Source organism: Nonomuraea turkmeniaca, assembly GCF_005889735.1.
Classification (GTDB): Bacteria; Actinomycetota; Actinomycetes; order Streptosporangiales; family Streptosporangiaceae; genus Nonomuraea; species Nonomuraea turkmeniaca.
Genome location: NZ_VCKY01000121.1, coordinates 19317 through 32457, shown reverse-complemented (window position 1 = coordinate 32457; position 13141 = coordinate 19317). Strand labels below are relative to the sequence as shown.

Here is a 13141-nt window from a genome sequence, read left to right as displayed (position 1 = left end):
GGCGTGGAAGTGGGCGGGGGCGTGGAAACCGACACGAACGTCGTACGGCCGCCGCAGGTGCATGACGACTGCCCCGACGCCAAAGTCTGATCAGCCGACCTGCTCGAAGGGCGTCGGCGTCCGGCCCGTCCAGCGGTACAGCTGGGCGGTGCCGGTCTGCTTGGTGACGCCGTCCTCCGTGACGGTCCCGGCCTTGGAGACGTAGTAACGGCCGCCACCCAGCGAGATCAGGCCGTACTCGCCGGTGAACTCCCAGCCACGCACACCGGACGCGTCATGCTGCAGGCCGCCCGGCGCCAAGGTGAGCAGGTTGCCCTGCTCCGGCCGCGGCTGTCCGACGATGTCGCCCGTCCTGGGCCGCTCGCGGCCGTCGACCATGAAGAACGAGTAATTCGGGAACTGGGGCTTCTTGCCCTTGTAGACGGCCATCATCCAGTTGCCGGTGTGCTCGTCGTACTCGAGGTTCTGCACGCCGTAGGTGGTGTTGCCGGTGTAGGCGAAGTACTTGCCGTCCGGGCGCTCGGGGCCGCTGGTGTGCGGGGCGTTCTCGGTGAGCGGCCGCTCGTACTTCTTCCACTGCTCGATGTCGTACTGGAGCAGGACCTGATGGTCGTTGTCCTGCCGGTCCACGTTCGAGTAGATGCCGTACGCCACCGTCAGCTTCTGCTTGCCGTGCTTCTTGCCGAATTCGGGACCGAACGACACGCCGTCGATGCCGCTGCAGCCGTACCGGTGGTCGGGGGTGTTGGCGATGTTGCCGTCGAACTTGCCGTCGCCGTTCATGTCCGCCACGTAGTCGGCCACGACCTCCTTGAGGTAGACGGTCTTGACGACGTCGCTGGTCTGGGCGTCCATGTTCATGCTGGTGATGCGGTCGACGTCGAAGATCGCTACATAGAACGACTCCTGCGCCTTGTACTCCAGTGAGCCGTACACGCGGCCGTCCTCGGCGTTGAAGTCGAGGTCGCCGAGGTGCCCGGTGAAGCCCGTCACGGAGCCGACCGGGTTGCCCTTGAGGTCGGTCTTGACGAGGAGGTTGGTGAAGGAGAAGTACATGAACCCCTTGCGCAGGTCGATGGCCATTCCCTGGACGTGCCCGGCGGCCCAGGCACCTCCGTAAATCTCTTTCGGCAGGTCATGCGGGGTTGCGGTGGCCGGGGCGGAGAAGAGGCCGAAGGTGGCGGTGGCGGCGAGGGCGAGCGTCAGGACTTTACGCATGGTGCGGTACCCGTCTTCGGTTGTGGATCTTACCGAGACGAGACGGTATCCCGATGTCATGACGTTGTCTGACAAATCGGTAAACCGACAGTGAAGCACGGCCGAACTACGCCCCCCAGGGCCGGGGAGCAGAAAGGCCATCGATGAGCTGCCCAGCCGCCGTGCACGCCCGGAACGCTGGGTAAAGGTCGACGTACTGCCGTCAGGGGCTGCCTGGCGGGTCGAAGGCGACCAGTTCGATCTCGAACCCGTCCGTGTCCTCCAGGTACGCGGCGTAATGCCCCTCGCCGCCGGCATAGGGATGGCGGTCGGGGAACATCAGCGCCCAGCCGTACGCGGGAGCCTGCTCCACCAGGGCGTCGAGCCGGGCGCGGCTCTCCACGTGGAAGGCCAGGTGGTTCAGGCCGGGGCGGCGGCGGTCGTGATGACCGGCCGTCTGGGCGGGCGACTGCTCCAAGACCAGGTACGTCGGCCCCAGCCGCCAGCTCCGGCCGTCCGCCCAGTCCTGGAAGACCGTGTAGCCGAGTGCTTCCAGCAGCCATTGCCAGCTGCCGATCGCCCGTCGCAGGTCCGGGACCCAGATCTCGACGTGGTGCAGCGTTCCGGTGGAGGGCGTGTCGATCACCCTGAGACCTTATGCCTGTCGGCCCATGGGGTTAGTTGCCGTTGCGTCCCGGTAAGCTCACCTGGCGTGAGTTCTTACCGCCCCATCGGCCCGGTCGTCGGCATCGTCGGCGCGGGTCAGCTGGCCAGGATGTCGCAGCCGCCCGCCATCGCGCTCGGCGTCGAGCTGCGGGTGCTGGCGACCGCCCCTGACGAGAGCGCCGCACGGGTGATCGTCGACACGCGCATCGGAGACTACCGCGATCTGGGCGATCTCCGCGATTTCGCCCAGGGCTGCGACGCGATCACGTTCGACCACGAGCACGTTCCGACCGAGCACATCAGAGCTCTGGCGGCGAACGGCCACGCCGTTCACCCGGGGGCCGACGCCCTCGTGCACGCGCAGGACAAGGCGGTCATGCGCGAACGGCTGACCGCGATCGGCGTGCCGTGCCCGGCCTGGGCGCGGGTGTCGTCGGCGAAGGACGTCTCGGGCTTCGCCGACGAGCACGGCTGGCCCGTGGTGCTCAAGGCGGTGCGCGGCGGCTACGACGGCCGCGGCGTGTGGGTGTGCGCTGACGCTGCCGAGGCGGCGGAGGCGTTCGCGTCGGGGGCCGAGCTGATGGCCGAGGCGTTCGTGCCGTTCGAGCGGGAGCTGGCGGTGCTGGTGGCCCGCTCGCCGCACGGCCAGGGCGTCAGTTACCCGGTCGTCGAGACCGTGCAGCAGGACGGCATTTGTGTCGAGGTGCTCGCGCCTGCCCCGGGCCTCGACCAGGAGGACGCCGCACAGGCCCAGCGCATCGGGCTGAAGATCGCCCACGAGCTGGGGGTGACCGGGCTGCTGGCGGTGGAGATGTTCCAGACGGCCCGCGGGCTGGTGGTCAACGAGCTGGCCATGCGGCCGCACAACAGCGGCCACTGGACGATCGAGGGTGCGCGGACGTCGCAGTTCGAGCAACATCTGCGAGCTGTGCTGGACCTGCCGCTCGGGTCGCCCACGATGACGGCCCAGGCCGTTGTCATGGCCAACCTGCTGGGCGGCGACGATCCCGACCTGTTCAAGCGCTACGAGCACGTGCTGGCCCACGACCCCGGCATCAAGGTGCACTTCTACGGCAAGCAGGTGCGTCCTGGCCGCAAGATCGGTCACGTGACGGCCCTCGGCTCCAACCTGGACGAAGTCCGCGCCCGCGCCCGCCACGCCGCCGTCTACCTGACCACCGGGGAGTACGCGTGAGAGAGCGAAGCGGACGAACCAATGGACGCCGCAGCGTGAAAATCGGGCATGTCATCGTCACGCCGCCGACGGAGGAGGCGTCGTGATCGGCATCGTGATGGGGAGCGACTCCGACTGGCCGGTGATGAAGGCGGCGGCGGAGGCGGTGGCCGAGTTCGGGGTGCCGTTCGAGGCGGACGTCGTGTCCGCGCACCGCATGCCGGCCGAGATGATCGAATACGGCCGCCAGGCCGCCTCCCGCGGTCTGCAGGTGATCATCGCAGGCGCCGGTGGGGCCGCGCACCTGCCCGGCATGCTGGCGTCGGTGACGCCGCTGCCGGTGATCGGGGTGCCCGTGCCGCTGAAATACCTCGATGGCATGGACTCACTGCTGTCGATCGTCCAGATGCCGGCCGGGGTCCCGGTGGCCACGGTGGCGGTCGGCGGGGCACGTAATGCGGGCCTGCTGGCCGTACGCATTCTCGCTGCCTCCGACGAGGGCCTTCGGGGGCGCATGGAGGAGTTCCAGGAGCGGCTCAAGGAGCAGGCGTACGCCAAGGGCGAGCGCCTGCGTGCCGAGGCCGCCGAGCTCTGACCTGGGCACTGGACCGGCGCGTCGGGGGAGCCCTTTCCGCCGGCGCTCCGGACCGCTAGTGTGCCGCGATGGACGCCGTGATCAGGGCGCACGCCGCCCGTGTCCGGGCCGCCGATCCGCTGGTCGCGGGCCAGGACGAGCTGCGCGGAGCAGGTGACGGATCGCTTGAGGCACGCGACGCCGTCGGCCGCACCTCCGTGGAGCGGATCGACCTCGACAGCATGCGCGCCGCCTGGTCCCCGCTGGTCCTGCATCGGCTCCAGGCCCGCGTCGCCGGCCCCGACCCCGCGGCCGCGCTCGGCGCGCTGCTGGACCGGTGGCTGGCGGGCCTGCGCCTCGACGAGCCCGGCCAAGCGCTGACGGTGTCCTGGCCGAGCAGGGACACCACGCCACTGAGAGCCCTGGCCGTCCGCAACTTCGCCCCGATCGTCGCCCAGGCCGTCCGCCCGCTCACCGCCGGCCCGGCGACGGCCCTCGGCGTCCGCCGGGCCACCATGGGGGACCTCGAAACCGTCGCCAGGTTGTACGAGCGGCTGGTGGCATACGACGCGCAGTTCGGCTGGGTGGCCGTACGCCCGTCCACCCCGTCCCGCATCCGCGAGTTCCTGGCCACGGAGGTCCTGCCCACGGAGTGGTGCTGGCTGGCCGAGCCGGACGGGGAGGCCGTGGGCTGCGTCATCGTGCAGCCGCCTGCCCATTCCACGTGGATCGCCCGATCCGTGCACACGGCGCCACTCGCGTACCTGAGTGTGCTCTACGTGGAGCCGTCCGCCCGGGGGCGCGGCGTGGGCGCGCTGCTCACCGGGGTGGCGCACGGCCATGCGGCGGCCCAGGGCGTGCGGACGATGACGCTCCACCATGCCCTGCCGAACCCGCTCTCGACCCCGTTCTGGACTCGCCGCGGCTACCGGCCGCTGTTCACCCAGTGGGTCCGCCACCTCGGCCCGTGATGGCCGTGAGGTCCACCGCCTCAGACCGTGAGGACCGTGAGGCCCACCGCCTCAGACCGTGAGGACCGTGAGGCCCACCGCCTCAGACCGTGAGGACCGTGAGGCCCACCGCCTCAGACCGTGAGGACCGTGAGGCCCACCGCCTCAGACCGTGAGGTCCTACGGCCGGCCCAGGGCCCGGTAGTGCCATCCGGCCGACCGCCACATCTCGGCGTCCAGCGCGTTGCGCCCGTCCACGATGCGCCGCGTCGCGACCACCGCCCCCAGCTCCTCGGGGTCAAGCGCCACGAATTCCTGCCACTCCGTGAGCAGCAACACCACGTGCGCCCCGCGAACCGCCTCGACAGCCGACTCGCCGTAGTTCAGCTCGGGATGAGCCTTACGGGCGTTGCCGAGGGCGATCGGGTCGTACACGGTGACCTGCCCGCCCTGGTGGCCAATGGTCACGGCGACGTCGAGAGCGGGGGAATCGCGAATGTCGTCCGAGTTCGGCTTGAACGCCGCCCCCAGGACGCCCACGGTGCACCCGTGGAAGGAGCCGCCGGCCAGCTCCCTGGCCAGGTCCACCATGCGGGCGCGCCGCCGCATGTTGATGGCGTCCACCTCGCGCAGGAACGTCAGCGCCTGGTCCGCACCCAGCTCACCCGCCCGCGCCATGAACGCCCGGATGTCCTTGGGCAGGCACCCTCCGCCGAACCCGAGCCCGGCGTTCAGGTAGCGGCCGCCGATCCGGTCGTCGTACGAGAGCGCCTGGGACAGCAGCTGGACGTCGGCATGCGCGGCCTCGCACACCTCGGCCATGGCGTTGATGAAAGAGATCTTGGTGGCCAGGAAGGCGTTGGCAGCGGTCTTGACCAGCTCGGAGGTGGCGAAATCCGTCACCACGATCGGAACGTCGCCCAGCGGCTCGTACACCTCACGCAGTACCTTCTCGGCCCGCTCCGTGCGGACGCCGAAGACGATGCGGTCCGGGTGCAGGGTGTCCTGCACCGCGAAGCCCTCGCGCAGGAACTCGGGATTCCAGGCCAGCTCGGCCTCGGCCCCGGCCGGGGCGAGCCGCGCCATCTTGTCCGCGAGCCGCTCCGCGGTGCCCACGGGCACGGTCGACTTGCCGACGACCAGGCACTCCCGGTCGAGCAGGGGGGCGAGGGACTCGACGGCGGCGTCCATGTAGGAGACGTCGGCCGCGTACTCGCCGCGTTTCTGCGGCGTGCCCACGCAGATGAAGTGCACGTCACCGAACTCGGCGACCTCCTCGTAGGAGGTCGTGAAGCGCAGGCGGCCCGATTCGAGCCCGCGGCGGAGCACAGGTTCGAGGCCCGGCTCGTGGATCGGGAGCTCACCGCTGTTCAGCCGGCGGACCTTGTCGGCGTCGACGTCTAGGCCTAGGACGTCGAATCCAAGATCTGCCATGCATGCCGCATGCGTGATGCCCAGGTATCCAGTCCCGATCACCGTGAGGCGATATGGCACGAGTGAGCTCCTTTCCATCGCGCAGGCATGCTACCGGCCTTTCGCTACCAGCTACGTGCCACGGGTGCCCCTTCGCAAACCGTACCGACTGGTAACAAGATGTTCGGACGTCCTAGTATTTGACGCATGAGCTTCCCTCTATACGCGCCCGCCGAAGAGCACGACATGCTGCGGGAGACGGTCCGGGCCCTGGCCGACGAGAAGATCGCCCCGCACGCCGCGGCGGCCGACGAGAACGAGGAGTTCTCCTGGGACGTCTACAAGGCGCTGGTGGCGGCGGATCTGCACGCCGTCCACGTCCCTGAGCAGTACGAGGGCGCCGGGGCGGACGCCTTGGCGACAGTGATCGTCATCGAGGAGGTGGCCCGCGCCTGCGCGTCGTCCTCGCTGATCCCCGCCGTCAACAAACTCGGCACCGTCCCGCTCCTCCTCTCGGCCTCGGAGGAGCTGAAGTCCCGCTACCTGGCGCCGGTGGCGAGGGGGGAGGCCATGTTCTCGTACGCGCTGTCGGAGCCGGAGGCCGGCTCGGACGCCGCCGCGATGAAGACGAAGGCGGTGGCGGACGGCGACTCGTACATCCTCAACGGCACCAAGATGTGGATCACGAACGCCGGCGTCTCCGAGTACTACACGGTGATGGCCGTCACCGACCCCTCGGCCGGCGCTCGCGGCATCTCCGCCTTCGTGGTGGAGAAGTCCGACGAGGGCGTCTCCTTCGGCCCGAAGGAACGGAAGCTCGGCATCAAGGGCTCCCCGACCCGCCAGGTCATCCTGGACAACGTCAGGATCCCCGCCACCCGCATGATCGGCGCCCCGGGCACCGGCTTCAAGACGGCCCTGGCCACGCTCGACCACACCCGCATCACCATCGCCGCCCAAGCCCTCGGCATCGCCCAGGGCGCACTGGACTACGCGATCGGCTACGTCAAGGAACGCAAGCAGTTCGGCCGCCCGATCGCCGACTTCCAGGGCCTGCAGTTCATGGTGGCCGACATGGCCATGAAGCTGGAGGCGGCCAGGCAGCTCACGTACCACGCGGCCGCGAAGTCGGAGCGCGCGATGCACGGGGAGCCCCAGAAGGACCTGACGTTCCTGTCGAGCGCCGCCAAGTGCGCCGCCTCCGACGCCGCCATGGAGATCACCACGGACGCGGTGCAGTTGCTGGGCGGTTACGGCTACACGAAGGACTTCCCGGTGGAGCGCATGATGCGCGACGCCAAGATCACCCAGATCTACGAGGGCACCAACCAGATCCAGCGCATGGTGATGGCCAGGCAGTTGCTCAAGTAGGCGGTTGGCGTGCGGAAACCCGGCGAGGGCGCGTACCACGCCGGGTTTCACGCGTGGTTGGAGTCGCCTGGGAGAGTGGTGTTCTGTCGCCGTTCCGCGATCTTTAGGCAGGCCGATGCCCAGTGAAAGCCGGCGCCGACCTGGCCTTGTCCGGTGCAATCTCACCGCGTCGGCTCCTCGGGCGCCGTACGGCCATACCCGATGACGGTCGCAACTATCCGCTCCGTCACCTCGGCAACGTCTTCGGGAATCGGTTGCGAATCAGGAGGGTCACCGACGTACTGCTCGGCCAGCAGCCCCTGACGGTGCAGCCGCTGCACGACGGCGGCCTTGACCAGCCGGCGCGCGAGATGTCCGGGCACGGTGAACGCCAGGACGTCAAGGTCTTCACGCGCCAGCTCGCCGTAGCGAGCTACCAGCCGACCCACCTCGGGATCGCCGCCATTCAGGTGCAGCCAGGTGCGCACCGCCGGCGGAAGGCCGGTCGCGCCCACGTAGATCACCGGTTCCTGCTGGGCGCCCGCCTTGACCCACACGTACACCCACGAGCCGCCATCAGCCAACGCGCCACCACGCACACGCAGCACCGTCACGTCCGTCGCTCTCCACCACAGCAGTGTGACAAGACGGCGGGCGATCCGGCGTCCTGCCTCAAACTGAAACCTCTAGGGCCGGCATCAGATGTCACTCAGGTGGACGATTTTCTCGAGCTGCTCCGCGCCTTCTGGAACGACCTGCCCCAGATCATGACGGACGAGACGAGACCAGCGAGTGGGTAAACGAGTTCCAAGCGGGCCTCAGCCAGAACGACGTCCAGGGCCCTCGCGGCTGAGAAGGGCTGGGCGGTCGCTCCGGGTCGCCTCGCAGGGCACGGCCGCCCAGCGACCTGCCCCCGCAGCGTAATGCCCGCCTATCAAAATCGCCCGCCATAGGACGATTTTTCTAAGTGCCCTCTTTACCCGGTAAGTTCATCTGTCTGACACCGGCCCTCCATCGTGGCCGGTACGCTGTGATGACAAGGCCAGCCGAGGGAAGGGACCGAGCGGAGACGTGGATCTCGCAAGACGCCTCTACGACCGGTTCGCATCCCTTGTCCACGAGCTGGCGAAGTTCGGCAGCATCGGGGCCATCGCCTTCGTCCTCGACACCGGGGTCTACAACCTCTTCCTGCTGGGACTGGGGTGGGGGCCGCTGACGTCGAAGGTCCTGGCGACCACGATCTCGGCGACGTTCGCCTACGCGGGCAACCGATTCTGGACCTTCCGGCATCGCGAGCAGAGCGGGCTGGGGCGCGAGTATTTCCTGTTCTTCATGCTCAACGGCATCGCGCTGCTGTTCGGGCTGCTGGTGATCGGTTTCACCACGTACACGCTCAACCTGGACGACGGCCTCAGCCTCAACATCGCCAACTTCGTGGGCGTCGGGCTCGGCACGTTGTTCCGTTACTGGTCGTACAAGAAGTGGGTGTTCCTGGAGGCCACCGAGCCGATCCCGGTCGAGCTGCCCGAGACCGGGATCAGGCAGGACCGCTGACCACCCGGTTCCTGCTGTCTTCCTCCGCCGGGCGCAGGAAGATGGCGAACGTCGCGGGACGGCGGCGTACGAGCTCCAGCCGGCCACCGTCGGCGGCGGCCAGCGCGCGGGCGAGCGTCAGGCCGAGGCCGGTGCCCCCGCCGCCGCTGACGTTGCGGTCGAAGATCCTGGGGGCGATCTCGTCGGCGATGCCGGGGCCCTCGTCGGCGACCTCGATCACCACGTAGTTGTCGCCGCTGCTGGTGGTGATGGTGACCGTGCCGCCGCCGTAGCGCAGGGAGTTCTCCAGCAGGGATGCGATCACCTGGCCGAACCCGCCGGTTGTGGCCAGGGCCTTCAGCTCGCGTGTGCCCTCGAGTCGCAGGGTGCGTCCCGCGTCCCTGAACACCGGCTCCCACTCGGTGACCTGCTGGCCGAGCACCTCGTCGATGGCGACCGGCTCGGCCTGGGCATGGCGCTGGCGGCGGGCGGCGGCCAGGAGTTCGTCGATCACGGCGGTCAGCCGCTCGGCCTGGACGATCGCCGCCTCGCCCTCCTCGCGCACCACTTCGGGATGGTCGGAGGCGGCGACGATCTCCTCCAGGCGCATGGTGAGGCCGGTCAGCGGCGTGCGGAGCTGGTGCGAGGCGTCGGTGGCGAACTCGCGCTCCCTGGTGAGCAGGTCGGAGATGCGGGTGGCGCTCCGGTCGAGCACCTGGGCCACCCGGTCGAGCTCGGGAATGCCGTAGCGGTGTTTGCTCGGCCGCGCGTCACCGGAGCCCAGCCGTTCGGCGATCTTCGCGAGGTCCTGCAAGGGCAACGTCAGCCGCCGGGACTGTACGACGGCCAGGCTCACGGCCACTGCCAGTGCGGCCACGGCCAGGGCGACGATGAGGAGCAGGCGGGCACGGACATCCCGCTCGACCTGATCGCGGTCACGACTTATCCGGACGTAGACGCCGGTGTTGGTCTGCGCGTCCTCCGTCATCAGGTGACCAGACGGCGGCGGGGTGCCGACGACGGTCACCCGGAGGGGGGTTCCGCGTTCCCAGATCTGTATGTACCTGCCCGGATACTTTTGCTCCAGTTGCTGGGGATCGAGCGGTGTCTCCTGGACGCGGGCATACTCGACCTCTCCCACGAGGCGTTTCGCCTCCGCCCCGAGCTCCTGAGCCGCCTCGTCGACGATCAGGCGGCTCACCACGACGCCCAGGGGGACCCCCAGCAACAGGACCGCGATGACCGCGACGACCAGGGTGGAGGTGAGCAGTCGACGGCGCATCCGCCTACTCGCGTTCGAACCGGAAGCCGACTCCCCGGACGGTCGTGATGTAGCGGGGCTTGGCGGCGTCGTCGCCGAGCTTGCGGCGCAGCCACGAGATGTGCATGTCGAGGGTCTTGGTGGAACCCCACCAGTTGGTGTCCCACACCTCGCGCATGATCTGCTCGCGGGTGACCACCTTGCCGGCGTCCCGTACGAGCACGCGCAGCAGGTCGAATTCCTTGGTCGTCAGGTGAAGTTCCTTCTCCCCCATCCAGGCGCGCCGCGAGTCGGCGTCGATCCGCACCCCCTGGACCACCGGGGTCTCGGAGGTGCCGCGGCGTAGCAGCGCGCGCACTCGGGCCAGCAGCTCGGCCAGCCGGAACGGTTTGGTGACGTAGTCGTCCGCGCCGGCGTCGAGACCGACGACCGTGTCGACCTCGTCGACGCGAGCGGTGAGTATGAGCACCGGGGTGCCGTGGCCCTCGGCCCGGATCCGGCGGGCCACCTCAAGGCCGTCCATCTCGGGTAGGCCCAGGTCAAGAACGATGAGGTCGATGCCGCCCGACAGTGCCCTTTCCAGAGCCTGAGGGCCATCCGGGCTCACCTCGACCTGATAGCCCTCACGGCGCAGGGCGCGCGCAAGAGGCTCGGAGATCGAGGTGTCGTCCTCGGCTAGAAGTACGCAGGTCATGAAGCGATCGTAGGACCTTAGGCGATCGTTTCCCGGGCACAGCGCGCGGTTTGACTCGTCATTGACCTATCCATTGACCTGGGCAAACACGACTAAAATACGGTTGGTCGTGATTAAATTACCGCGGCTTTCCGTGGGAGATCATTGGTTGATCATGCCCATGGACGGAATTCTCAACCATCCAAGAGAAAGCCAGCGATCTGATCAAGGTATGCGGCATCCGGCAAATAGTACGGACCGGCGTATGTGCGCGCCGGAGCCCATGCCGCCGAGTGGGGCGATTTTGCGGTCTGTGTCGAATGACCTGTTCGCCGCCGGGAACCGCACCCATCCTCGTCCAGGACGTTGCTGAGGGGAAGGGAAGAAGATCATGTCCACGACTACCGACGAGTTCGCCGAGCGCCTGTTCCAGGCATCGCTCGGCACCATCGAGGTGCTCTCCGTGCATCTCGGCGACCGCATGGGCTGGTATCGCGCGCTGGCCGCGCACGGCCCGGCCGACCCGGGGGAGCTGGTCACGCGCGCGGGCGGCCACGAGCGCTACGCCAGGGAGTGGCTGGAGCAGCAGGCCGCGTACGGGATCCTGGAGGTCGCCCCGGACGGCCGCTTCGTGCTGCCGAAAGCCGCGGCCGAGGTGCTGACGAACGAGGCGAGCCTGGCCTACCTGGCGCCGCTGGCGCGGATGCTGGCGGGCGCCGCCGTGCAACTGCCCGCGCTCCTGGAGGCGTACCGGAGCGGCGGCGGGGTCGGCTGGGCGCAGTTCGGCGCCGACGTGCGGGAATCGCAGGCCGACATGAACCGGCCCTGGTTCGAGCACGCGCTGCCCGGTGCCCTGGCCGGTGTGCCGGACCTGGACGCCGTGTTGCGCCGCCCCGGCGCCCGCATCGCCGACGTCGGCTGCGGCGGCGGCTGGTCGTCCATCGCGCTGGCCAGGGCGTACCCGGAGGCGAGGGTGGAGGGCGTCGACATCGACGCGCCGTCCATCGAGCTGGCCGAGCGCAACGCGGCCGCCTCGGGCCTCGGCGAGCGCGTCTCGTTCCGCCGCGGCGACGCCGCGCTCCTCGGCGACGGCCGGTACGACGCCGTCTTCGCCTTCGAGTGCGTGCACGACATGCCGCGGCCGGTGGACACGCTGGCGGCGGCGCGGCGCGCGGTCGTGCCCAGCGGGGCGGTCGTCATCATGGACGAGGCCGTGGGCGAGTCCTTCAGCGCCCCGGCCGACGACGTCGACCGGCTCATGTACGGCTTCAGCCTGCTCATCTGCCTGCCTGACGGGATGAGCGACCAGCCGTCGGCCGGGACCGGCACCGTGATGCGGCCGGACACGCTGCGCCGGTACGCGCGCGAGGCCGGTTTCGGCGACATCGAGGTCCTGCCCATCGAGGACTTCGGGTTCTGGCGTTTCTACCGGCTGCTGCCGTGACCCCCGTCAAGGCCCGCGCCGTACGTCGCGACACGGGCCCGTCAGCGCGCGAAGCCGTCGCGCCAGGACGGGTACTCGGGTGTCCACCCCAGCTGCTTACGGGCGTAACGGTTGTCCGCGCCGCGCGCGAACGCGTTCCGCGGCGCGTCGTCCACCGGCGGCGCGGGCGCCCCCACGGCCCGGCAGAACGCGGGCAGCCACTCATGCGCGGGCGCCGGCTCGTCGTCGCACACGTTCACGGGCCCTGACGGCCATTCCAGGGCCGCTACGGCGGCGGCCGCGGCGTCGTCGACATGCACGAAGGCGGTCACATCGGCGTTCGCCACGAGCGCGCCCGAGCGGGCCTGGTCCGCACGCAACCCGCGAGGCTCGAACCAGGTATCCGGGCCGTAGAACATGCCGTAGCGCAACACCACCCACTCCGGCAGCTCCCGCACCGCCGACTCCAGGGCCGCCACCGCCTCGACCATGGGCCGGCGAGCCTCCGCCGCGTGCACGTCCAGCGGGGTCTCCTCGTCGGCGGGATCGTCCCCGGGCTCGTACACCCACGAGATGCTCTGCGCCACAATGCGCCGCACTCCGGCGGCCAGAGCCGCGTCGACCAGGTTGCGGGTGCCGATCTGGCGGAGCCGGCTGTTCGCGGCGAAGTCACCGCCGCTGAGATCCGTCAGCTGATGCATCACGACGTCGGCGCCGGACTCGCGGACCGTGGCCCGCAACGCGGCGGCGTCGTACACGTCCACGCGCACGGGGGCGGCGCCCAGGTCCCTCAACAACGCGGCCCTCGCCTCGTCACGGGTGGTCGCGGTCACCGTGTGGCCCCGGGCGACCAGCAGCGGAATGATCCGGCGCCCCAGCACGCCGGCGCCCCCTGCCAGGAACACATGCATGGTCATGCCACCCCAC

The 13141-nt window shown here is 69.4% G+C and carries 13 protein-coding genes; 6 read left to right on the top strand and 7 right to left on the bottom strand.

The features are described 5' to 3' along the window. Nucleotides 1–90: 90 nt before the first annotated feature. Nucleotides 91–1218, bottom strand: a complete 1128-nt coding sequence (locus tag ETD86_RS30725) for a hypothetical protein (protein WP_138669954.1) — start codon at nt 1216–1218, stop codon at nt 91–93. A gap of 202 nt (nt 1219–1420) precedes the next feature. Further along, nucleotides 1421–1843, bottom strand: a complete 423-nt coding sequence (locus tag ETD86_RS30720) for a VOC family protein (protein ID WP_211370414.1) — start codon at nt 1841–1843, stop codon at nt 1421–1423. Between the two features lie 66 nt (nt 1844–1909). Between ETD86_RS30720 and ETD86_RS30715 the strand changes: the two genes are divergently transcribed. The 3 genes from ETD86_RS30715 to ETD86_RS30705 all read left to right on the top strand — a co-directional run bounded on the left by ETD86_RS30715 (nt 1910) and on the right by ETD86_RS30705 (nt 4582). After that, entirely contained in the window at nt 1910–3058 is a 1149-nt protein-coding gene (locus tag ETD86_RS30715; RefSeq protein ID WP_138669952.1) for a 5-(carboxyamino)imidazole ribonucleotide synthase, read from the top strand. A gap of 97 nt (nt 3059–3155) precedes the next feature. Further along, a complete protein-coding gene (gene purE, locus ETD86_RS30710; protein ID WP_138669958.1) occupies nt 3156–3632 on the top strand; it encodes a 5-(carboxyamino)imidazole ribonucleotide mutase in 477 nt (158 codons plus the stop codon). Nucleotides 3633–3700: 68 nt separating this feature from the next. Continuing rightward, complete coding sequence (locus tag ETD86_RS30705) at nt 3701–4582, top strand: GNAT family N-acetyltransferase (RefSeq protein WP_138669950.1); 882 nt, start codon at nt 3701–3703, stop codon at nt 4580–4582. A 159-nt stretch (nt 4583–4741) separates the two neighbouring features. On the opposite strand, the gene ETD86_RS30700 is transcribed toward ETD86_RS30705, so the two are convergent. Further along, nucleotides 4742–6073 (bottom strand): UDP-glucose dehydrogenase family protein, encoded by a 1332-nt coding sequence (locus ETD86_RS30700; protein WP_138669948.1) that lies wholly within the window; start codon nt 6071–6073, stop codon nt 4742–4744. A gap of 108 nt (nt 6074–6181) precedes the next feature. Between ETD86_RS30700 and ETD86_RS30695 the strand changes: the two genes are divergently transcribed. Further along, on the top strand, nt 6182–7345 hold the full coding sequence (locus ETD86_RS30695; RefSeq protein WP_138669946.1) for an acyl-CoA dehydrogenase family protein: 1164 nt from the start codon (nt 6182–6184) through the stop codon (nt 7343–7345). Between the two features lie 161 nt (nt 7346–7506). Here the strand turns inward: ETD86_RS30695 and ETD86_RS30690 are convergent, their stop codons facing one another. After that, a complete protein-coding gene (locus ETD86_RS30690) occupies nt 7507–7938 on the bottom strand; it encodes a hypothetical protein (protein ID WP_138669944.1) in 432 nt (143 codons plus the stop codon). 457 nt (nt 7939–8395) lie between these two features. On the opposite strand from ETD86_RS30690, the gene ETD86_RS30685 reads away from it, so the two are divergent. Further along, nucleotides 8396–8878: a GtrA family protein gene (locus tag ETD86_RS30685; protein WP_138669942.1), complete on the top strand. Its 483-nt coding sequence runs from the start codon at nt 8396–8398 to the stop codon at nt 8876–8878. On the opposite strand, the gene ETD86_RS30680 is transcribed toward ETD86_RS30685, so the two are convergent. Together ETD86_RS30680 and ETD86_RS30675 are read right to left on the bottom strand one after the other, a co-directional pair. Continuing rightward, entirely contained in the window at nt 8862–10139 is a 1278-nt protein-coding gene (locus tag ETD86_RS30680; protein WP_138669940.1) for an ATP-binding protein, read from the bottom strand. The genes ETD86_RS30685 and ETD86_RS30680 overlap by 17 nt on opposite strands. A 4-nt stretch (nt 10140–10143) precedes the next feature. After that, the gene (locus ETD86_RS30675; RefSeq protein WP_043620820.1) at nt 10144–10812 is read right to left on the bottom strand and encodes a response regulator transcription factor; all 669 of its coding nucleotides are present in this window, start codon (nt 10810–10812) and stop codon (nt 10144–10146) included. Nucleotides 10813–11182: 370 nt separating this feature from the next. On the opposite strand from ETD86_RS30675, the gene ETD86_RS30670 reads away from it, so the two are divergent. Continuing rightward, nucleotides 11183–12235, top strand: a complete 1053-nt coding sequence (locus tag ETD86_RS30670) for a class I SAM-dependent methyltransferase (protein ID WP_138669938.1) — start codon at nt 11183–11185, stop codon at nt 12233–12235. A 41-nt stretch (nt 12236–12276) separates the two neighbouring features. Here ETD86_RS30670 and ETD86_RS30665 read toward each other — a convergent pair whose 3' ends face one another. Next, nucleotides 12277–13131 (bottom strand): NAD-dependent epimerase/dehydratase family protein, encoded by an 855-nt coding sequence (locus ETD86_RS30665; protein ID WP_246148459.1) that lies wholly within the window; start codon nt 13129–13131, stop codon nt 12277–12279. Nucleotides 13132–13141: the final 10 nt, after the last annotated feature.

Excerpts from the sequence above, each read along its gene's own strand:
- ETD86_RS30665 (WP_246148459.1), bottom strand. The coding sequence starts at position 13,131 with ATGACCATGCATGTGTTCCTGGCAGGGGGCGCCGGCGTGCTGGGGCGC.
- ETD86_RS30675 (WP_043620820.1), bottom strand. The coding sequence starts at position 10,812 with ATGACCTGCGTACTTCTAGCCGAGGACGACACCTCGATCTCCGAGCCT.
- ETD86_RS30695 (WP_138669946.1), top strand. The coding sequence starts at position 6,182 with ATGAGCTTCCCTCTATACGCGCCCGCCGAAGAGCACGACATGCTGCGG.
- ETD86_RS30670 (WP_138669938.1), top strand. The coding sequence starts at position 11,183 with ATGTCCACGACTACCGACGAGTTCGCCGAGCGCCTGTTCCAGGCATCG.
- purE (WP_138669958.1), top strand. The coding sequence starts at position 3,156 with ATGGGGAGCGACTCCGACTGGCCGGTGATGAAGGCGGCGGCGGAGGCG.
- ETD86_RS30705 (WP_138669950.1), top strand. The coding sequence starts at position 3,701 with ATGGACGCCGTGATCAGGGCGCACGCCGCCCGTGTCCGGGCCGCCGAT.
- ETD86_RS30700 (WP_138669948.1), bottom strand. The coding sequence starts at position 6,073 with ATGGAAAGGAGCTCACTCGTGCCATATCGCCTCACGGTGATCGGGACT.
- ETD86_RS30680 (WP_138669940.1), bottom strand. The coding sequence starts at position 10,139 with ATGCGCCGTCGACTGCTCACCTCCACCCTGGTCGTCGCGGTCATCGCG.
- ETD86_RS30725 (WP_138669954.1), bottom strand. The coding sequence starts at position 1,218 with ATGCGTAAAGTCCTGACGCTCGCCCTCGCCGCCACCGCCACCTTCGGC.